20 protein-coding genes, 1 tRNA gene and 1 other RNA gene are annotated in these 18,259 nt (G+C 68.1%); 12 read left to right on the forward strand and 10 right to left on the reverse strand.

Annotation, left to right across the window (positions count from 1 at the left end; genetic code table 11):
* Window positions 1-3 precede the first annotated feature (3 nt).
* From BM310_RS06575 to BM310_RS06600, 6 genes are all read left to right on the forward strand, one after another.
* Window positions 4-1,860 carry a type II/IV secretion system ATPase subunit gene (locus tag BM310_RS06575; RefSeq protein ID WP_089805771.1) on the forward strand — a complete coding sequence of 619 codons (1,857 nt, stop codon included), beginning with the start codon at window positions 4-6 and terminating at the stop codon, window positions 1,858-1,860.
* A gap of 1 nt (window position 1,861) precedes the next feature.
* Window positions 1,862-4,024, forward strand: a complete 2,163-nt coding sequence (locus BM310_RS06580) for a type II secretion system F family protein (protein ID WP_089805773.1) — start codon at window positions 1,862-1,864, stop codon at window positions 4,022-4,024.
* A gap of 78 nt (window positions 4,025-4,102) precedes the next feature.
* Window positions 4,103-4,825, forward strand: coding sequence for a class I SAM-dependent methyltransferase (locus BM310_RS06585; RefSeq protein WP_089805775.1), 723 nt, complete (start codon window positions 4,103-4,105; stop codon window positions 4,823-4,825).
* A gap of 103 nt (window positions 4,826-4,928) precedes the next feature.
* Complete coding sequence (locus BM310_RS06590; RefSeq protein WP_089805777.1) at window positions 4,929-6,002, forward strand: NAD(P)/FAD-dependent oxidoreductase; 1,074 nt, start codon at window positions 4,929-4,931, stop codon at window positions 6,000-6,002.
* A gap of 154 nt (window positions 6,003-6,156) precedes the next feature.
* Window positions 6,157-6,227 (forward strand) — tRNA-Gly (locus BM310_RS06595).
* A 444-nt stretch (window positions 6,228-6,671) separates the two neighbouring features.
* Window positions 6,672-7,460 (forward strand): helix-turn-helix transcriptional regulator, encoded by a 789-nt coding sequence (locus tag BM310_RS06600; protein ID WP_089805779.1) that lies wholly within the window; start codon window positions 6,672-6,674, stop codon window positions 7,458-7,460.
* Between the two features lie 282 nt (window positions 7,461-7,742).
* On the opposite strand, the gene gvpM is transcribed toward BM310_RS06600, so the two are convergent.
* From gvpM to BM310_RS06635, 7 genes are read right to left on the reverse strand one after another with little or no spacing between them, the layout of a single operon-like run.
* Window positions 7,743-7,991, reverse strand: coding sequence for a gas vesicle protein GvpM (gene gvpM, locus BM310_RS06605; RefSeq protein WP_089805780.1), 249 nt, complete (start codon window positions 7,989-7,991; stop codon window positions 7,743-7,745).
* Window positions 7,981-8,901, reverse strand: a complete 921-nt coding sequence (gene gvpL / locus BM310_RS06610) for a gas vesicle protein GvpL (protein ID WP_089805782.1) — start codon at window positions 8,899-8,901, stop codon at window positions 7,981-7,983. Before gvpL ends, gvpM begins: the two co-directional genes overlap by 11 nt.
* Entirely contained in the window at window positions 8,898-9,227 is a 330-nt protein-coding gene (gene gvpK, locus BM310_RS06615; RefSeq protein WP_089805784.1) for a gas vesicle protein GvpK, read from the reverse strand. Before gvpK ends, gvpL begins: the two co-directional genes overlap by 4 nt.
* On the reverse strand, window positions 9,224-9,721 hold the full coding sequence (gvpJ, locus tag BM310_RS21925) for a gas vesicle protein GvpJ (RefSeq protein ID WP_089807061.1): 498 nt from the start codon (window positions 9,719-9,721) through the stop codon (window positions 9,224-9,226). The genes gvpK and gvpJ overlap by 4 nt, the downstream gene beginning before the upstream one ends.
* Window positions 9,714-10,550 carry a hypothetical protein gene (locus BM310_RS06625; RefSeq protein ID WP_089805786.1) on the reverse strand — a complete coding sequence of 279 codons (837 nt, stop codon included), beginning with the start codon at window positions 10,548-10,550 and terminating at the stop codon, window positions 9,714-9,716. The genes gvpJ and BM310_RS06625 overlap by 8 nt, the downstream gene beginning before the upstream one ends.
* Window positions 10,547-10,798 carry a gas vesicle protein GvpG gene (gene gvpG, locus BM310_RS06630; protein ID WP_089805788.1) on the reverse strand — a complete coding sequence of 84 codons (252 nt, stop codon included), beginning with the start codon at window positions 10,796-10,798 and terminating at the stop codon, window positions 10,547-10,549. Before gvpG ends, BM310_RS06625 begins: the two co-directional genes overlap by 4 nt.
* A 2-nt stretch (window positions 10,799-10,800) precedes the next feature.
* Window positions 10,801-11,424 (reverse strand): GvpL/GvpF family gas vesicle protein, encoded by a 624-nt coding sequence (locus BM310_RS06635; protein WP_089805790.1) that lies wholly within the window; start codon window positions 11,422-11,424, stop codon window positions 10,801-10,803.
* Window positions 11,425-11,573: 149 nt separating this feature from the next.
* Between BM310_RS06635 and gvpA the strand changes: the two genes are divergently transcribed.
* The 3 genes from gvpA (at window position 11,574) to BM310_RS06650 (ending at window position 12,809) form a co-directional block, all read left to right on the forward strand.
* The gene (gene gvpA / locus BM310_RS06640) at window positions 11,574-11,852 is read left to right on the forward strand and encodes a gas vesicle protein GvpA (RefSeq protein WP_089805792.1); all 279 of its coding nucleotides are present in this window, start codon (window positions 11,574-11,576) and stop codon (window positions 11,850-11,852) included.
* A gap of 13 nt (window positions 11,853-11,865) precedes the next feature.
* Window positions 11,866-12,450, forward strand: coding sequence for a gas vesicle protein GvpO, halophile-type (gene gvpO / locus BM310_RS06645; protein WP_089805794.1), 585 nt, complete (start codon window positions 11,866-11,868; stop codon window positions 12,448-12,450).
* A gap of 92 nt (window positions 12,451-12,542) precedes the next feature.
* On the forward strand, window positions 12,543-12,809 hold the full coding sequence (locus BM310_RS06650) for a Sec-independent protein translocase subunit TatA/TatB (protein ID WP_394328046.1): 267 nt from the start codon (window positions 12,543-12,545) through the stop codon (window positions 12,807-12,809).
* Between the two features lie 78 nt (window positions 12,810-12,887).
* Here BM310_RS06650 and BM310_RS06655 read toward each other — a convergent pair whose 3' ends face one another.
* The 3 genes from BM310_RS06655 to BM310_RS06665 all read right to left on the reverse strand — a co-directional run bounded on the left by BM310_RS06655 (window position 12,888) and on the right by BM310_RS06665 (window position 15,215).
* Complete coding sequence (locus BM310_RS06655) at window positions 12,888-14,183, reverse strand: MFS transporter (protein WP_089805795.1); 1,296 nt, start codon at window positions 14,181-14,183, stop codon at window positions 12,888-12,890.
* Between the two features lie 185 nt (window positions 14,184-14,368).
* Window positions 14,369-14,679: signal recognition particle sRNA (gene ffs / locus BM310_RS06660), an RNA gene on the reverse strand.
* Between the two features lie 119 nt (window positions 14,680-14,798).
* On the reverse strand, window positions 14,799-15,215 hold the full coding sequence (locus tag BM310_RS06665) for a DUF7548 family protein (protein ID WP_089805796.1): 417 nt from the start codon (window positions 15,213-15,215) through the stop codon (window positions 14,799-14,801).
* 112 nt (window positions 15,216-15,327) lie between these two features.
* Here BM310_RS06665 and BM310_RS06670 point away from each other — a divergent pair, with 112 nt between their 5' ends.
* The 3 genes from BM310_RS06670 to BM310_RS06680 all read left to right on the forward strand — a co-directional run bounded on the left by BM310_RS06670 (window position 15,328) and on the right by BM310_RS06680 (window position 18,217).
* Window positions 15,328-16,482, forward strand: coding sequence for a thiolase family protein (locus BM310_RS06670; protein WP_089805798.1), 1,155 nt, complete (start codon window positions 15,328-15,330; stop codon window positions 16,480-16,482).
* The gene (locus BM310_RS06675) at window positions 16,479-16,859 is read left to right on the forward strand and encodes an OB-fold domain-containing protein (RefSeq protein WP_089805801.1); all 381 of its coding nucleotides are present in this window, start codon (window positions 16,479-16,481) and stop codon (window positions 16,857-16,859) included. The genes BM310_RS06670 and BM310_RS06675 overlap by 4 nt, the downstream gene beginning before the upstream one ends.
* Before the next feature lie 110 nt (window positions 16,860-16,969).
* Entirely contained in the window at window positions 16,970-18,217 is a 1,248-nt protein-coding gene (locus BM310_RS06680; protein WP_089805803.1) for a magnesium transporter, read from the forward strand.
* The last annotated feature ends 42 nt before the right edge of the window (window positions 18,218-18,259 follow it).

Here is an 18,259-nt window from a genome sequence, read left to right on the forward strand (position 1 = left end):
GCAATGTCAGAGACGGAATTCCACTCGGGGGAGGGGGAACAGACGGACGCGCCGTCGGACGGGGACGACGGGGCGACCGACGGGAGCGTGACCGACGAGGACGGCCGCCTGTGGGGTGTCGAGGCGGCGTTCGCCGACCTGCGGCGACGCCTCCGACGGACGGCGGAGGTGCTTCGCGGGTCGACCCTCGACGTCCGCCCGTTTCGCCCCTCCGACGGCGTCCTCGGCACGTTCGGGGTGCCGCGGGGCGAGGACGTCGTCGACCGGTACTGGGTGAACGCGCCGTACGCCTACGTGGTCGTGACGTACGACGACGCGGCCAGCAAACACTGTTACTACGCGGTCGAACCGGACCTCGACGACTTCGAACGCGACCTCCTCGAACGCGTCCGCGAGGACATCCGCGACCCCCTGCTGTACGGCGCGGAGACGGACCCCTCCGACGAGACGACGATTCGCCGCGAGTTGCGCGCGTTGCTCGAACAGTACGGTCTCGAGGTGGAGATGGACACGTTCTACACGCTGCTCTACTACCTCCTGCGGGACTTCCGCGGGTACGGCCGCATCGACCCGTTGATGTCCGACCCGCACATCGAGGACATCTCCTGCGACGGCTACGACCTCCCCATCTTCGCGTACCACGACGACTACACCGACATCGAGACGAACGTCTCCTTCGGCGAGGAGCAGTTGGACAACTTCGTCGTCCGACTGGCTCAACGGTCGGGCCGGCACATCAGCGTCGGCGACCCCGTCGTCGGGACGACGCTCCCGGACGGGTCGCGGGCCGAACTCGCCCTCGGCGAGGAGGTGACGCCCCACGGGTCGGCGTTCACCATCCGGATGTACGCCGACGACCCGTTCACGCCCGTGGACCTCGTGGAGTACGGGACGTTCTCCATCGAGCAGATGGCGTACCTGTGGCTCTGCATCGAACACAACAAGAGCCTCATCTTCGCGGGCGGGACGGCGTCGGGCAAGACCACCTCGATGAACGCGGTGTCGATGTTCGTGCCGCCGCGGTCGAAGGTGCTCACCATCGAAGACACCCGCGAACTCTCGCTGCACCACGACAACTGGCTCTCCTCGGTCACGCGGAGTCGGATGCACGAGGGGACGGACATCGACATGTACGACCTTCTGCGCTCCGCGCTCCGACACCGCCCCGAGTTCATCGTCGTCGGCGAGGTGCGCGGCGAGGAGGCCGTGACGCTGTTTCAGGCGATGAACACGGGACACACGACGTTCTCGACGATGCACGCCGACAGCATCGAGACGGTCATCAACCGTCTGGAGAACGAACCCATCAACGTCCCCCGGGCGATGGTGCAGTCGCTGGACCTGCTCTGCGTCCAGACGCTCACTCGGTCGGACGGCGAACGGGTCCGACGCTCCCGCTCCATCGGCGAAATCGGCGGCATCGACCAGCGGACCGGCGAACTCGACTACTCGCGGGCGTTCTCGTGGGACGCGGAGACGGACACGTTCGAACAGCGCAACTCGTCGCTGCTGGCGGAGATTCAGGGCGAACGCGGGTGGACGCGCGCGGAACTCAACCGGGAGGTGCGACGGCGCGAGCGGTTCCTCTGGTACCTGCTCGAACTCGACATCTCCGACTACCGGCAGTTCACCGCCCTCGTCAACGAGTACTACGCCGACCCGGACCGCGTGATGGACCGCCTCGCGGCCGACGCCGACGCGGCGGCACCGCCCGAACACGAGGAACGGGACGGCCTGACCGTCGGCGCGGGCCCCGGAGCGCAGGCCGCCGACCGCGCGGCGTCCGAGGCGTCGGCAGACGACCCCGCGGCGACCGACCTTCCGTCCGACGAGGGCACCGACGACGGGCCGGCGAGGTAACATGGTCGTCGGCTTCCTCCCCCTCGGACTCGCCCTCGCGCTCTGTCTCCCGGTGGTGCTGTCGCCGGTGAGTCGCCACGCTGACCTGCTCGTCACCCGCGTCTCGCTCCCGTTGTTCGGGCGGTACGTGACGACCGGGTCGCGGCGGCGGCGGCAGGAGTCCTCGCTCCGGTCGGCGTTCGTCGGCGTGAGTCACCGCGTGTACGCCTCGAAGACGCTCCTGATGGCCGCCGTGTTCGGCGTCGCGGGGAGCGTCTTCGGCGTCTACCTCGCCGCAGTCGTCGTCCAGACGTTCGCCATCTCGGCGGCGGCGCTCCGAGAACTGCTGCCGGGTCCGCTCGGGTTCGTCGCGAACGTCGCGGCGATGCCCGCCCTGACGGTGTTCGAACTGTTCGGGCTCCTCCTCGTCTCCGGGGCCACAGTCGGCGCGGCGTCGGCCGTCGGGACGTACCTCGTTCGCTGGAAGTACCTCGACCAACGGGCGCGCGCCCGTCGCATCCAGATAGACGCGACGCTCCCGCAGACCATCGCCTTCGTCTACGCGCTCTCCCGGTCGGGGATGCCGTTCCAGAAGGTGCTGGCGACGCTGACGGAGAACCAGCACGTGTACGGCGAGGCGGCCCGCGAGTTCGGCGTCGCCGTCCGCGACGTGCGGGGGTTCGGGACGGACCTGCCGACCGCGCTCCAGCGGATGGGCGAACGGACGCCGAGTCAGCGACTCGACGACTTCACCGAGAACCTCACGAGCGTCCTCGCCAGCGGGCAGAGCCTCTCGACGTTCCTCCGCGAGCAGTACGACCGGTTCCAGACCGAGTCCGAGGCCCAGCAGCGACAGTACCTCGAACTGCTGGCGACGTTCGCCGAGGTGTACGTCACCGTCCTCGTCGCCGGGCCGCTCTTTTTCATCACAATCCTCGTCGTCGTCGGGTTGGTCATCCAAGACACGCTTCCCCTCCTCCGACTCGTGACGTACGTCGCCATTCCGCTGGCGAGCGTCGGGTTCGTCGTCTACGTGGACAGCGTCACCGAGTCGCTCCGGGGGCCGGGGCGCTCCGGGTCCGCGGCCGACGCCACCGACGCGTCGGCGGCGGACGACGCCGCGACGACGGCGGCGGACCTCGACGCCGACGCCGGGGCGGTCAGCGCCGACGGCGGCGTCGTCGCGGACGACCCCTGGCGGGCGAACCGGGAGCGACTGACCGTCTACGACCGCGTCTCGTCGGCGACTCGGGTGCTCGCCCGACCGGGACGGAGCATGCTCGAGAACCCGCTCTACACGCTGGGCGTGACCGTTCCACTCGGTCTCGTCTGGCTCGTCGCGACGCTGGACGGCGGGGCGGCGGTCGAGGCGCTCCGCGCCGCTCTGCTCCCGGGCGTCGAGGGTGACTGGACGGAGTTCGCCGCCGTCGTCGACGGCACCGTGGTCGAACTGACGCTGCTCGTCGCGTTCGGCGTCACCGTCGCGTACGAGGTTCGGAAGCGCCGACTGAAGGCGATACAGCGCGAGATGCCCGACTTCCTCGACCGGATGGCGAGCGTCAACGAGGCGGGCGTCACCGTCGTACAGAGCCTCGAACGACTCGCGCGCAGCGACCTCGGACCCATCAGCGAGGAACTCCGGCGGACGTGGCGCGACGTGCAGTGGGGCGCCTCGCTCCGAGAGGCGCTCCACGGGTTCGAGCGACGGGCGCAGGCGCCGATGGTCTCCCGAGCGGTGACGCTCGTGACGAACGCCGTCGCCGCCAGCGGCGACATCTCGCCCGTCCTCCGCATCGCCGCGAACGAGGCCCAGGACAGCCGTCGGCTGGTCCGCGAGCGCAGACAGGAGATGCTGACGTACCTCGTCGTCATCTACATCTCCTTCGTCGTCTTCCTCGGCATCGTCGTCGCCCTGACGCTCGCGTTCATCCCGGCCGTCGAGGCGGCGAGTCAGTCCTCGGCCATCGGGAGCGGCGAGGTGCGCGGCGTCTCGACGGGCGTGTTCTCCGGGCTCAGCACCGTCGACACCGCCGCCTACGAACTGCTGTTCTTCCACACCGCCTCGATTCAGGCGGTCTGTTCGGGCCTCGTCGCCGGGCAACTCGGCGAGGGTCGGGTGTTCGACGGACTGAAACACGTCGTCGTCCTCCTCGCCGCCTCGTACGCGCTGTTCGCGTTTCTCTGAGCGCGCGCCCCGGTCGCTCGGCCCCGTCGCGCCGGCTCGATTCGTGGCGGCTTTGTAGGCGGCCCGTCTTCGAGGCGCATGGCCCGCGACGACCGGCCGCCACTCGACGACGCGGAGACGCCCCGCGCGACGTACGACCGCATCGCCGAACACTTCTCGTCGACGCGGGAGTATCCGTGGCCCGAAGTCGAGTCGTTCCTCGACGACTACGCCGCGGCGGCGAGCGAGGCGGCCAGTGCGGACGCGGGGGGACCGGCGCGGGGACTCGACGTCGGGTGTGGCAACGGCCGGCACGCCGAGGCGATGGCCGACCACGTCCCCCGCGTCGTCGGCCTCGACGCGAGTCGCGGACTCCTCGAACAGGCCCGCGAACGGTCCGCCGAACGCGGGTTCGACGCGGCGTTGGTGCAGGGGGACGCGTCGTCGCTCCCCCTGTGCGACGACAGCGTCGCCGTCGCCGTCTACGTGGCGACGCTACACCACCTCCGCCCTCGGACGGCGCGCGTGGCGAGCCTGTCCGAACTCGCGCGCGTCCTCGCGCCGGGCGGCCGGGCACTCGTCAGCGCGTGGTCCGTCGAACACGACCGGTTCGACGCCGACGAGGGGTTCGACACCACCGTCGACTGGACGCTCCCCGGCGGCGAACGCGTCCCGCGCTACTACCACATCTACGACACCGACGAGTTCGCCGCCGACCTCGAGGCGTCGGCGCTCTCCGTCGTCGAGTCGTTCGTCTCCAGCGGCAACTGCTACGCCGTCGTCGGCCCGGCCGACGAGACGGCGGCGGGCGACGCGTCGTAGCTCGCTGCCCGAACCGTGTTGCGTGTTACCACGAGACGGCTGGTCGGTTCCGCCGCACTCGGGCTTTGCGTTTATGAATGCGCGGCGGTAACAGACGGGCAAGATGACTGAGATCGGCGACGCGGAGGAGTACGAAGTCGTAGTCGTGGGCGGCGGTCCGGCCGGCCTGCAGACGGCGCTCTACACGGCCCGACTGGGCCACGACACGGCGGTCGTCGACCGCGGCGGCGGCCGCGCGGCGATGATGGTGGACACGCACAACGTCATCGGCGTCACCGAGGACGTTTCCGGCAACGAGTTCCTCCGGACCGCACAGGAGCAGGTGGAGGAGTACGGCGCGGACGTCCACCGTGACCTCGTGACGGAGGTGACCCGTCTGGACGACGGCCGGTTCCACCTCGTCGGCAACGACGGCGAGTTCGTCGCCGACCGGGTCGTGTTCGGCGTGGGCTTCAACGACGAACGGCCGAAGCCGCCGCTTCCGCGGACGGGCAAGGGCCTGCACTACTGCCTGCACTGCGACGCCTACATGTTCATCGACCGGCCGGTGTTCGTGATGGGCACCGGCGAGGCCGCCGCCCACGTGGCGATGATCATGCTCAACTTCACCGACGAGGTGGACGTCCTCCTCCGCGGCGAGCAACGCGAGTGGAGCGACGAGACGGACGAGCGACTCCGCGCACACCCCGTCGACGTGGTCGAAGAGGAGATTACGGGCATGCGGAAGTCCGACGACGGGTGGCTGGAGGCGTTCGAGTTCGACGACGGCACCGTCCGCAACTACCGCGGCGGCTTCCCGATGTACGGGTCGAACTACAACACCAACCTCGCCGAGCAACTCGGCTGCGAAATCAACGACGACGGTACCGTCGCCGTCGCCGAGGACGGCGAGACGAGCGTCGAGGGGGTCTACGCCGTCGGCGACATCACGCCCGGTCACAACCAGATTCCCGTCGCCATGGGGAAGGGCGCGCAGGCGGGCATCGCCATCCACTACGAACTGCGCGAGTTCCCGCGGAGTCTGGAGGACGTGCGCGAGAACGGCCCCGTCGGCGCGGACGAGGTGCCCGGACTGGGCGCCCGCATCCGCGCCGCCGCCGAGGAGTTCGAGGAGGCGCGCGCGCCGCCCATCGAGTCGGCGTCGCCCGAAGCCGAACCGACGGCAGACGACGACTGACCTCGCGGGTCCAAAGAGTAACACCCTTATTCCGGCGTCGAAAAGAGAGGAGTGAACGTCGTTCGACTCCGTCTTCGGCGGGGTGAGCGCCAGTGTCACCATCGAACGAAGCGAGGTGGTTACTCGGCGCGCGAGTGAACGACGTGAACGACGCGCGCCGGTGGTCTAGTGGCAGGACCTGAGCCTTCCAAGCTCATGGCCCGGGTTCAAATCCCGGCCGGCGCATTTTCCCGAACACCGCGAGCGAGGAGCGGTAGCGACGAGCGAGCCGTGAGAGAAATGCAACTCGACGGGATTTGAATCAGGGAGCAAATCTTCGATTTGCGACCGTGGTTCACAATCCCGGCCGGCGCATCTTCTCGCTGAATCACGGCGCGGATCTCTGTCTCCGCGCGACTCGATTCGAGAGTGATGCGGGACAGAGGGGTTTGAATCAGGGAGCGTCGCGAGCGAAGCGAGCAGAGCGACCGTGGTTCCAAATCCCGACCGGCGCATCCGCTGCCGACTTGACCCGCGAGAGACACCTCCTTCCTATCTCTGCAGCGACACACGGCCGGGAGAACTGTGAACCCGAGAGGCCCGCGAGCGGAGTCGACGAGAGCTGACGGTGTCGGCAAACTGGTCGATCTGCCGATAGTTCAATGTAACAGTAGTTCGACACGGTTCTCGATGGAGCAGGAGTTCTCGGCGGACGCGTTCGACGGCCTGCAGTTCGTCTCGCAGTCGCCGGTGAGAGTCACGTTCATGCTGGAGCTTTCCGAAAACGGCCCGATGAGCCGGTGCGACCTCCGCGAGACGGTCGACGCGTCTCGTACCACCGTCTCGCGGAACCTCGACGCACTCGTAGCGCGCGGGTGGGTCGACGAGGCGGGAGCGACGTACCGGGTGACGCCCGGCGGCGAACTCCGGGCGTCGGCGCTCGAATCGTACCTCTCGACGGCCGAGGCGGCCGACCGACTGGAACCGTTCTTCCGGTGGTTCCCGATGGACGGCGTCGAGGTGGAGTGGGAGTGGTTCCTCGACGCGGCCGTCTATCCCTCGACGTCCGCGGACCCCTACGCTCCCGTCGACAGACACGCCGAGCGGTTGGAGACGGCGGAGCGACTGCACGCCCTCCTCCCGGAGGTCGGACTCCGACCGATGCAGTCCATCGGGCGAGAGCGCGACGACTTCGAACACGAACTGGTCGTCTCCCCGTCCGTCGCGGAGACGCTTCGGAGCGAACGGAAGTACGTCGAGGAACGGGCCGCTCTCGACGAACGCGGGCGAGTGTCGTTCTACGTGAGCGAGGAGCCGATTCGAACCTACGTCGGCCTGTTCGAGGACGACGTGCAGATCGGCGTCAGCGACGGGGACGGCGTCCCGCGCGCACTGGTGGAGACGGACGACGAACGCGTCCGTCGGTGGGCGCGCGAGACGTACGACCGTCACCGGAGCGACGCCGAACTCCTCTGCTGACGGCGCGGGACCGCGTTCGACCCCTGCAGCGCGTGCACGGCGTGCACAGCGTTCGACGAATACACTGACACGGGCACGACCGAAACTCTCCGTCGGGGGGAGCAAAGCGACCGATGCGCTCGGTCGTGCGACACACTCGCACCCGTACGTCGGACTCGCTGGGGTGCCTGAGTCGACGTGCGGAGCGACTGACTGCGACGAAGCGGGTGCCTCACTCGACGAATGGGGTGTCTCGGTCCCGACGGCGACTCCCGACGGGCGGTGGCTTCGGGGCCGCGCCCGTCAGGAGTCCCGGTTCGCTCTCGTTTCTGACCGCCGCCGTTCCTCGCGGAGGCGTTCGTCCCACTCGTCGAACAGGCCGTAGTCCCGCATCGTCGTCATCCCGGCGAGTGCCGCGCGGAGTTTGATGCCGACGAGCGGGATGTCGGCCACGCTGACGACGATGTCGGCGTCGAGGACGGCACCCTCTTCGAGGAGGACGTCCACGAGGTCGACGACCGCGTCGTCGTCCGTTGGCGGGTCAGGCTCCATCGTGGGAGTCCGGAGTCGTCGCGTGAGACGGTTCGTCGGACTCGTCGTCCCCGGTCGGGGCGCACGCGTCCGGGGCGAACGTGTACGGCGGCCACGGACCCGTGTACCGGACGGACGCGCCGTCCTCGTCGGCTATCGTGTCGAGGAAGTCGCCGACGGCGTCGCGTTCGTCCTCGTCCGCGAGGACGGCGAAGCGCGCCGTCGGGGCCGACGACGACTCGGTCAGCGGCGTCTGCGGCGCGTCGCCGAGTTCCTCCGCCTGGTCGGTCGTCCGTTCGAGTTCCGCGGCGAGTTCGGCCGTTCGCCGTCGCCGGCGCTCCGCGGCGAGTTTCGACACCCGGCGCTCGTACTGTTTCTCGAGGAGGAACGCGGTGCCGTCGCTGGCGTCGGACAGCCGTTCGTTCAGGTCGGCGAGTTCCTCGTCCTCGTCGGCGAGTGCCTCCGCGAGGGCGTCGCGGTCCCACTCGACTTCGACGCGGTACTCCCACCGGCCGGACAGGTCGGCGAGCGCTTCGGTGAGAGCGTCCGCGTTCGCCGAGAGCCACGTCCGAATCGTCTCGTCGTCGCCGCGGACGACGGTGTCGAACCGGAACGGCACGGGCGTTCCGAACGCCTCACCGGCCGCTTCGACGGCCGCCTGATGGTCGTACAGCCACTCGCGCACCTCTCCGGGCGCGTCGGACTCGTACGGTTCGGCTCGGTCGTGGACGACGGCGGAGAGCGACTCGACCGAGACGACGGAGAGGTCGGCACCGGCCACGCCGTCGGCGTCGAAGGCCGCCGCCGCGTCGTCGTCGCGGGGGACGACGCAGTAGACGTAGCGACCGGTGTCGTCGCCGCTGATGGTCTCGTCGTCGGTGATGGTGTCGTCGCCGTCGTCTGTCCGCCGGCGCTCTCCGGCGTCGTTCATCGCTGCTCACCTCGCTCGTCCACGGCCGTCTCTCCCCGTTCGTCCCGCTCGACCTGCCGAATCGCGTCGGTGACGAGCGAATCGAGGTCGCCGCGGAGTTGGTCCACCTGCTCGTCCACCTCTTGGTCCTCTTTCAGACGTTCCAGGTCCGCCTCGAGGGCGGCGAGGTGGCTCCCGAGCCGTTCGACCTCCTCGTCGGAGAGTCGCCCGGACTCCATCCGCCTGACGGCCTCGCGTTCGAGCGCGTCGACCAGTATCTCGACGACGGCGACGACGACGGCGGTGAGACCGTTCGCGCCGCTCTCGTCCACCTCGACGGTCGTCATCCGTCTCCCTCCTCGTCCTGCGCCCGTGGCGTCGATTTCTCGCTCGATTGGGCCGACTCGGACTCGTCCCCAGAGGACTCGGCTGCGTCGTCGTCCTTCGACGCGTCACCGTCCTCCGAGGCGTCGTCGTTCCCGCCGGTCGTCCCGTCGCTCTCGCCGGGTGCTTCCTCGCTCCCGTCGGACTCTTCGTCGACTTCGGAGTAGTCGCCGGTGGGCGACAGTTCCGGGTTCGCCGCCGGCGTCACCTGCCGGTTCCGACGGCGTTCGCTCGCCGCCTCGACGGCCTCCATGTCGGTGCCGGACGGGAACTCCAGCCCGTACTGGGACGCCGTCTCGAACGACGCGATGGCCGCCCGGAGCTTGATGCCCAGCAACTCCGTCTCGCCGACGGAGACGACGATGTCGGCGTTGATGACGACCCCCTTGTCGAGGAGCAGTTCGACCACGTCGGCCAGGCTGTCGGAGTCCCGCCCCGGTTGGACCGGGTCAGGCATCGTCACCCTCGTACTCGTCGAACCGGCTCCCGTAGACGCGCGTTCGGTTCGGCGCGGAGGAGTACTTCGTCTCCCGTGGGACCGTCGAGTACTTCACGTCGACGGAACTCCGCGTCTCCGTCGAGGCCAGCGTCGAGGCGGCCGTCGGGTTCCGCGAACTCGGCTGCTCGGCCGATTCGGTGCGCCGTTCGTTCTCCTCGCGCATGCGAGCGAGTTGGTGGTGGACTTCGATCAGTCCCCGTCGGAACTGTTCGACGCTGTCTGCGAGTTGGGACTGAATCGCCGTTTCGTAGGCTTGGTCGGGTACGTTCACGTCGTCGTCACCTGTATCGAGCGTCTGCTCCGCGCCGAAGTCGACGTCGAAGTCGTCGTCCTCCTCGTCGTCGTCGGTCAGGTCCGAGACGAGGCCGTCGTCGTCTCCGTCCCCGTCGTCGTCGCCGACGTCGTCCACCGCGTCTTCGAGTTCGCGCTTGTTGCGCCACGCGTCGCGAACGTCGACGGACCCCCAGAGTTCGGCGAGGTCGACGACGGCGAGGAGTTTCCGGAGTCGAATCGCCTCGTCGGGATCGCCGTTTACGACCGCTTCGGGGAGGTTCTCCTCGACGACGAGTTCGTCCAACTCGTCTTCGTCTATCGCCGCGGGGAGTTCCGAGAGGTCCATCGTCTCCAGCAGTTCTATCGCCTCCTCGGCCACGGTCTGGATGTCGGCTATCAGTTCCTCCAGGTCGGTGTCCGGGTCGTCCCCGGCGAGGTAGTCGAGGGCGTCCTCGCTCGCCCGGAGCGAATCCACGACCAGCGCCGAGACGGCGTCGTCGGAGTCGTCGCTCATCGCTGCACGACCACCTTGTCGCTGAGGCGTTCGCGGGCGCGTTCGGCCGCCTCCAGTTCGGCTTCGAGTTCGGCCCGCCGACGTTCGTACTCCTCGTCGGACAGTTCGCCCAGTTCGTACAGCAGTTGGTTCTCCTTGATGTCGCTCCGGACGGATTCGGGGTCGTACATCTCTTGGACGGCCAGCGAGTGCAGGACGTCCACGACGTTTCGGAACGGCCAGAGGAAGATATCGTCGAGGAGGAACATCGTCACTGGGCCTCTATCTCGATGTCGACGAAGTTGTACGGCGCCCACGGACCCGTGTAGTCGACCGTCACGTCGGGATACTGGTCTTCGAGGTCGGCGACGGCGTCGCCGAACGCGTCCCGTTCGTCGGCGTCGACGAGGTACGACCGGTTGAACAGGAGGCGGTCGGAGTAGAGGTCGTTCTCCGCCTCGCTCTCGCTCACCGCGGTCAGTTGGCCGGAGACGTCGTCAGCGACGGTCTCTCGGTCGAGCGTCGAGTCCTCGTCGACGACGAGTTTCACACCCAGTTCGACGGAGTCGTCGACGTCCATGAGCGCTTTGCGGAAGGCGCGCCGGCCGCCGCGCATGACGCTCTTCAGCGTCCGTGCGCTCTTGAACGTCATCCCGAACTGCATCGGGACGACCGCCCGGCCGTCGCCCTCGGTCATCACCGCTCTGAGCACCTCGTCGTGTGCCCGCGAGTTCTCGTCCGTCTGCTCGACGTCCATGTCGTCGATCGGGGTCACGACCGCCGAGAGCGACCGGTACGTCACGGTCTCGACCGGACTCTCACCCTCGACGCCCTCCATCTCCAACTCGAAGTCCTCCGCGTCGACGACACCGTACACGTACAACTGAGTGCTCATAATGAGGGTTGACGGACGATTCGACCGAGATAATTGTATAGCTTGTGGCTCTTCGAACAAACTTCCGAACGTATCGAATCGACTGAAATTAATTTTTTATTTCTCGATGGCCGAATGATTAAATAACGTCACCCAACGACTCGGTTACGATGCCAGCAGATAGTCCGGATGGCTCTAGTTTGGCGGACGTACTGGACAGAATCCTCGACAAGGGTATCGTCATCGACATTTGGGCGCGCGTGTCGGTGGTCGGTATCGAGATACTGACCGTCGAGGCACGAATCGTGGCCGCCTCTGTCGACACCTTCCTGACCTACGCGTCAGAGATGGCGAAGATAGAGAAGGCCAGTCAGGGGGACCTCGAAGATCTCAAGGAGATCGAGATCGGGACCGCGAACCCCCGCCTGACCGAGCAGAACCCCTCGTAACTGAGGTCACACCGTGTCCGATCAGTGTAGGGCCGTCACGGACGACGGCGAGCGATGTTCGCGGCCGGCCGAGGAGGACGGCTTCTGTCACCAGCACGGTCCCGAAGACGAGACGGTGGACGAAGCAGAGGCCGACGCCGACGCCGAGGCCGAGTCGACTGCAGACGAGGAAGACGAATCGGAGGGCACCACGATGGACGAGACCGACGATACGCAAACCGACGGCGACGACGAGCAGCGAGAACGGGACGAAGACGACCAGTCAGCGGAGGCGGAGGAGCGACCGGCGGACGCGGACGCCCGAGAGAGCGAGTCGGACGACGACGGCGACGACAAAGCAGACATCGTGGCCGTCCGCAACACGGTACAGCAGGACGTCCCCGCCCTCATCGACCGCGAACTGGACGGCGTCACGAGCGTCGTCCGGGACGAGGACGGCTGGATGGCGACGGTCGAGATGGTCGAGCGACACTCCGTCCCCGACACGCAGGACATCCTCGGCCACTACGAGGTGTCGCTGAACGGGGCCGCCGACATCGACGGCTACCGGCGCATCGAGACGTATCGGCGCGCCGAGGGCCGGCCGTACGAGGGGTAACCCTCCGCACGCCCTTCTCCGGACGTTCGACACCCCGCACTTGCAGTTGCCTGAGTGACAAGTTGATAACGACCGGCGGCGTACGAGTGGCGATGACGCTCACGCTCGTCCCGTTGTTCCCCGGCGTCCCCGGCGGACCCGAACTGTTCATCGTCCTCCTCATCGTCGTCCTCCTGTTCGGCGCGAACAAACTGCCCCAACTGGCCCGTTCGAGCGGACAGGCGATGGGCGAGTTCCGCCGCGGCCGCGAGGAGATAGAGTCCGAACTCCGGAGCGTCGCGACCGGCGAATCAGGCGACGAGACGGCGATGGAACCCGACGGAGAGACCGACGACGTCGACGGGAGGCCGGCGGCCTGACCCGGCGCGGTCCGCTTCGACCGCCGCGCTTCTCTCGACGACCCTCGACGCGGAGTCGCGACGCCGTCGTCGGGGCCGTCAGTCGCCGCCGACCGGGTTCGGAGCCGTCACGTCGGCGGTCCGATAGTACGTCACGAGGAAGACGCCGGTGGCGACGACGATGAACGCCGCCGCCGTGAGGAAGGCGGCCGTCGTCGAGACGAAGTCCTTGATGGTGCCGACGAGGACCGGGCCGGCGACCTGTCCGACCTTCCACGAGATAGAGCGCAACGACATGCTCGACGCCACGGAGTCGAACCGCTCGCCCTCCTCGACGAACAGCGCCATGCTCGCGGGGAGGCGGATGCTGTCGGCGACGCCGAGGATGCCGTACGCGGCGAACAGCGCGAAGAACGCGCCGCCGAGCGCCTGCGACCGACCGAAGGCGTGGAACTGGAGGGGGTCGACGACGCCCTCGAAGTAGAACGACAGAGGGATGAGCGCCGTCCCGACGCCGTAGAGGGCGGCGCCGGCGGCGACGAACAGGTGTCTCGACCCGAGCCTGTCGGTCAGGTCGCCCATGTACCCCTGCGCGAGCGTCTTCGTCAACTTCCCGCCGGCCAGAATCCAGCCGATGGCGAACTCGTTGATGCCGAACTCGACCTTGGCGACGATGGGCAGGAAGATGATGACAGCCATCTTGCCGACGCTGAACGCGAGGCGGAAGAAGACCAGCGACCGAACCATCGGGCGCTTCAGCAGGGCGCGGAGCGTCTCGGTTCCCGTGGCCTCCTCGGGGTCCTTCTGACCGCCGGGGTTGTCGCGGAGGTATCGCCAGACGAGGAGGAACGCCCCGATAGTGACCGCGCTGAGTACCGTGTAGACGACGTGCGTCTGGTAGGCGTACAGGAGGTAGCCGCCGACCACGTCGCCGGCGAGGCTGGAGAAGGCGGCTACCTGATTGTACGTCCCCAGCCACCGACCGCTGGCGTCCTCGGGGCTAATCTCGCCGACCACGGTCGACCCCGTTATCCAGAGGAGGCTCGCGCCCAACCCCTGTAGCATCCGCACGAGAACGACGTGGGTGGAACTCTGGACGAACGTGAACGCGACGAAGACGGTGACGTTGACCGCGAGGCCGGCGAGGAGGTAGCGCTTGGCGTTGCCGGTGTCTATCTTGCGGCCGAGGGGGAGGACGATGAGCAGTTGCACCACGGCGAACGCCGTGCCGAACAGGCCCTCGATGAACCCGGTGGTTCCGAACTGCTCGGCGTAGAGTGCGAGGGCGATGAGGATGGTCGAGTACGCCTGACTGCGCGCGAACGCCGTCCCCGCGAGTGCGGCGAACTCTCGGTCTCTGAGGAGTCCGAGCGACCCCCCGTCCCTCGACACCATCGGTATTCGAATCGAAACGACGTGGCCGGTGTTAAATCACAGCATCTGGGAAGCCTGTGCGGGGTTCTCACAGCGGTGAGATGCCGTCTCACGGGCTGTCGATGGGAATCCGACCACCGAGTCGGATGCGACGCCGATACGGATTCGACGAACGGCGGCGCTACGGGAGCAGAATGCGGTATGAATGGTGGACGACGGGGTTGCCCGGCGTTCCGGTGCGGGGAATCCCGGTTGCCTCCTCCACCCCGCGATCCGTCGAGCGACATACGTCCGGTGATCCGCTGCTCGCTTCCGCGCCTGGCGGAGTGTCACCGACGAACCGCGTTCAACCGACCCTGCGGCCGGCTTCCACGGACCGCTGTCCCCGACGGACGAGGCTTCTACGTTGGCTCCCGGGGCCCGCACCGGTCTGACCGGACGCGCCCGGGTTCGGTCCCCGCTGAAGGCCAAAGTCGCGGGCGAGGGGCAGGGCCTAGCTGCCCGACCTAGTCCACTCGGAAGAACGCCACCGGTGCATAAGGGACTTTCGACTCGCACCGCCCCGAAACCGGGCGACGGCAACGCGGTCACGACTCGAACGGGGGCCTCCGGCACCGACGCCGGTTCGCGGGCGGTTCACGAGAGGGTGTCGCGGGCGTAGCCCGCGGCGGCGACGGGGACGACGGCGGCGAGGACGAGGACGGCCCAGCGGTGGTTCTCGATCCACGCGTACTGCGCCGGGAAACTGAACAGTAGCGTCTCGTCGATGGAGAACGCCCACGTCGCGGCGAACGCGACCATCGCCACCCCGAGGACGAGGGTCAGGCCCGCGACGGTGGCCGGTTCGGTCCGTTCCTGTATCCCCGCGAGGAAGACGACGACGCCGACGAAGCCGAGAAACCCGACGACTGAGACGCCGATGGGTCCCGCGGCGTAGTAGTCGGCGACGCCGACTTGGGTCTCCGCGATGAGGAGGGCCGGCGCGAAGACGACGACTGCGAGGAGGAGTGACGCGACGGTCCCGACGGTCGGCGCGACGGTGTCGTTCGGCATACCGGGCCTCCGTCCCCGCGCGGCGTAAAAGGTTCGAGATACGTCGCCGTGGACCGCCGGTCGAGGCTCCCGGAAGGGAAACCGGTAAGCCGACGGCTCCGAGTCCGTGTGTATGGAAAGCGTAGCAGTCATCGGCGCGTCGATGACCCAGTTCGGGCAACGCGACGCGTGGATACGCGAGTTGCTCGCCGAGGCCGGGCAGGCGTGCCTCGACGACGCCGGCGTGTCGCCGGACGCCATCGACCACCTGTACGTCTCGAACATGGCCAGCGGGGAGTTCGAGGGGCAGACGGGCGTCCCGAACGCGTTGGCGCACGACCTCTCGGCGCTCCCGGCGTACACCGCCAGAATCGACCAGACGTCGTCCTCGGGCGGCGCGGGCATCTACGCCGCGTGGCAGTCCGTCGCCTCCGGCGCCTCCGAGATGACGCTCCTCGTCGGCGGCGAGAAGATGACCCACCGGTCGACGTCCGAGGCGACGGACGTCATCGCGTCGCTGACGCACCCCGTCGAGTACAAACACGGCGTGACGCTCCCCTCCTTCGCCGGGTTGACGGCGCGCCTCTACCTCGACGAGTACGACGCGCCGCGCGAATCGCTCGGGAAGGTCGCCGTCAAGAACCACCGGAACGGCGTCGACAACCCCCACGCGCAGTTCCGCAAGGAGGTGGACCTCGACACGGTCCTCGAATCGCCACTCGTCGCGGACCCCCTCCGCCTGTACGACTTCTGCCCCATCACCGACGGGTCGGCGGCACTCATGTTCTGTCCCGAGTCGGTCGCTCGCGAGTACGCCGACGAGTACGTCGTCGTCTCCGGCATCGGCGGCGCGACGGACACGCACGTCGTCCACGAACGCGCGGACCCGACGACGATGGGCGGCGTCGTCCACTCCTCCGAACAGGCGTACGAGATGGCCGACGTCGACCCGGACGACGTGGACGTGGCCGAACTGCACGACATGTTCACCATCCTCGAGTTCCTCCAGTCCGAAGACCTCGGCTTCTTCGAGAAGGGCGAGGGCTGGAAGGCCGTCGAGGAGGGCGTCACCGACCGCGACGGCGCGTTGCCCATCAACACCTCGGGCGGTCTGAAGTCGAAGGGGCACCCCCTCGGCGCGTCCGGCGTGGCACAGGCGTACGAGATATACGCGCAGTTGATGGGCGAGGCCGGCGCGCGGCAGGTCGAGGCCGAGACCGGACTCGCCTGCAACGTCGGCGGGTTCGGCAACTGCGTCACGACGACAGTCATGGAGGCACGACGATGACCGACGACAGCGACGGACACGAGATGGAGGCGTACCGCTACCCCGACGGCAGCATCACGTACCCCGGTCACCTCCTCGGCCCCGGCGGCGAGGAGGCCGTCGGCACCGTGGACCTCAGCGACTACACCGCCGAGATAGTGACGTGGACCACTTCGACGGCCCCGCCGCCGGGCGTCCGCGAACCGAACCACCTCGCCATCGTGGAGTTCGACGTCGACGGCGAACCCGTCCGCGCCATCGGCCAACTCACGACCGGCGACGTGGACATCGGCGACGAGGTGCGACCGGTGTACGCCGACGAACTCCGCGACCCGGACGCCGGCATCCGCGAACCCGAGAGTCAGGACTGGGACGGCTTCCGATTCGAACCGGCGTGAACGTCTCCGGGGGAGTCCGACCGGCCCCGGGAGGCGAGGACGCCCATCGATAGACCCAAAACAGTTTCCGACGAGGAAACCGTCCCCATAGGGATGGTAGCGTTCGAACCATGACGACGGAGACCGAAGGTGTCCAGCAGGCAATCGCCGCGTCGGCGTCCCCCGCCGCGGAGTTCGCCGACCTCTCGCGCCGCAGACAGGTGGAGGTGTTCTTCTCGCTCCCGGAGACGGTCCAACAGTCGCTCCTGACCGACATGGACGTCCGTCAGGTTCGACGGTTCGTGCGGCGACTCGACCCCGACGAGGGGGCCGACGTCCTCGGACTCGTCGACGAGGAGACGCGGACGGAGGTGCTGCGGCGACTCGACGAGGACCGCCGGGACGCGCTGTCGTACCTCCTGGAGTTCGACCCGGAGACGGCCGCGGGCCTGATGCACCTCGACTACGTCACCGTGGACGTCGAGCGGAGTCTCGCGGACGCCGCGCGCCGCGTCGAACGGTTCGAGGAGCGGAACGACGACGTCCCGACGATATTCGTCGTCGACGACGAGGAGTTCGTGGGCGAACTCCCCGGTCAGGCGTTGGCGCTGGCGGGTGACAAGTCCGAACGCCTCCGCGACCACGTCGAAGAGACGCCCGTGGTGACGTACGATACCCCCGATACCGAGGTGGTCGACGTGTTCCGACGCGCGCCGGAGCGCTCCGTCGCCGTGCTGGACGACGACAGGACCATCCTCGGCGTCATCTACGCGGGCGACCTCCTGCGCGTCATCGAGGAGGAGGCGAGCGAGACGCTGTACGAGTTCACCGGCGTGCAGGAGGAAGAGAGCATCCTCGACGGACCGCTCACCAAGGTCCGGTATCGGTACAAGTGGCTCATCATCAACCTCGGGACGGCGTTCCTCGCCGCCGCCGCCGTCGGCGTGTTCGAGGACACCATCGCCGCCTTCACCCTCCTCGCGGTGTACATGCCCGTCGTCGCCGGGATGGGCGGCAACGCCGGCACGCAGTCGATGGCGGTGACCGTCCGGGGCATCGCACTCGGTCAGATATCGTTGCCGACGGGCCGGCGCGCCGTCGTCAACGAAGCCGTCGCGGGGGCCGCCAACGGCCTCATCACGGGCGTCCTCGTCGCAGTCATCGCGACGGTGTTCAATCAGAGCCCGCTGTTGGGTCTCGTCCTCGGCGTCTCGATGGTGCTGAACCTCGTCATCGCGGGGTTCTTCGGGACCATCATCCCGCTCGTCCTCGACCGAGTCGGCAAGGACCCGGCGACGTCCGCGACCATCTTCATCACCACCGCGACGGACGTCCTCGGCTTCTTCATCTTCCTCGGACTGGCGCAGAACGTCCTCTGACGCCCGTGCGCCGCTTGGGGGACTCTCGACCGACGTTCGGTC

The organism is Halogeometricum rufum (assembly GCF_900112175.1).
Classification (GTDB): domain Archaea; phylum Halobacteriota; class Halobacteria; order Halobacteriales; family Haloferacaceae; genus Halogeometricum; species Halogeometricum rufum.

What these genes read in the sequence shown, in the direction of transcription:
- gvpL (WP_089805782.1), bottom strand. Translation starts at nt 8,901, where the DNA reads ATGAACGACGCCGGAGAGCGCCGGCGGACAGACGACGGCGACGACACC.
- BM310_RS06655 (WP_089805795.1), bottom strand. Translation starts at nt 14,183, where the DNA reads ATGGTGTCGAGGGACGGGGGGTCGCTCGGACTCCTCAGAGACCGAGAG.
- BM310_RS06680 (WP_089805803.1), top strand. Translation starts at nt 16,970, where the DNA reads ATGACGACGGAGACCGAAGGTGTCCAGCAGGCAATCGCCGCGTCGGCG.
- BM310_RS06575 (WP_089805771.1), top strand. Translation starts at nt 4, where the DNA reads ATGTCAGAGACGGAATTCCACTCGGGGGAGGGGGAACAGACGGACGCG.
- gvpA (WP_089805792.1), top strand. Translation starts at nt 11,574, where the DNA reads ATGCCAGCAGATAGTCCGGATGGCTCTAGTTTGGCGGACGTACTGGAC.
- gvpM (WP_089805780.1), bottom strand. Translation starts at nt 7,991, where the DNA reads ATGGAGCCTGACCCGCCAACGGACGACGACGCGGTCGTCGACCTCGTG.
- gvpK (WP_089805784.1), bottom strand. Translation starts at nt 9,227, where the DNA reads ATGACGACCGTCGAGGTGGACGAGAGCGGCGCGAACGGTCTCACCGCC.
- BM310_RS06600 (WP_089805779.1), top strand. Translation starts at nt 6,672, where the DNA reads ATGGAGCAGGAGTTCTCGGCGGACGCGTTCGACGGCCTGCAGTTCGTC.
- BM310_RS06665 (WP_089805796.1), bottom strand. Translation starts at nt 15,215, where the DNA reads ATGCCGAACGACACCGTCGCGCCGACCGTCGGGACCGTCGCGTCACTC.
- BM310_RS06590 (WP_089805777.1), top strand. Translation starts at nt 4,929, where the DNA reads ATGACTGAGATCGGCGACGCGGAGGAGTACGAAGTCGTAGTCGTGGGC.
- BM310_RS06635 (WP_089805790.1), bottom strand. Translation starts at nt 11,424, where the DNA reads ATGAGCACTCAGTTGTACGTGTACGGTGTCGTCGACGCGGAGGACTTC.
- BM310_RS06670 (WP_089805798.1), top strand. Translation starts at nt 15,328, where the DNA reads ATGGAAAGCGTAGCAGTCATCGGCGCGTCGATGACCCAGTTCGGGCAA.
- gvpG (WP_089805788.1), bottom strand. Translation starts at nt 10,798, where the DNA reads ATGTTCCTCCTCGACGATATCTTCCTCTGGCCGTTCCGAAACGTCGTG.
- BM310_RS06585 (WP_089805775.1), top strand. Translation starts at nt 4,103, where the DNA reads ATGGCCCGCGACGACCGGCCGCCACTCGACGACGCGGAGACGCCCCGC.
- BM310_RS06675 (WP_089805801.1), top strand. Translation starts at nt 16,479, where the DNA reads ATGACCGACGACAGCGACGGACACGAGATGGAGGCGTACCGCTACCCC.
- BM310_RS06650 (WP_394328046.1), top strand. Translation starts at nt 12,543, where the DNA reads ATGACGCTCACGCTCGTCCCGTTGTTCCCCGGCGTCCCCGGCGGACCC.
- gvpJ (WP_089807061.1), bottom strand. Translation starts at nt 9,721, where the DNA reads ATGCCTGACCCGGTCCAACCGGGGCGGGACTCCGACAGCCTGGCCGAC.
- BM310_RS06625 (WP_089805786.1), bottom strand. Translation starts at nt 10,550, where the DNA reads ATGAGCGACGACTCCGACGACGCCGTCTCGGCGCTGGTCGTGGATTCG.
- BM310_RS06580 (WP_089805773.1), top strand. Translation starts at nt 1,862, where the DNA reads ATGGTCGTCGGCTTCCTCCCCCTCGGACTCGCCCTCGCGCTCTGTCTC.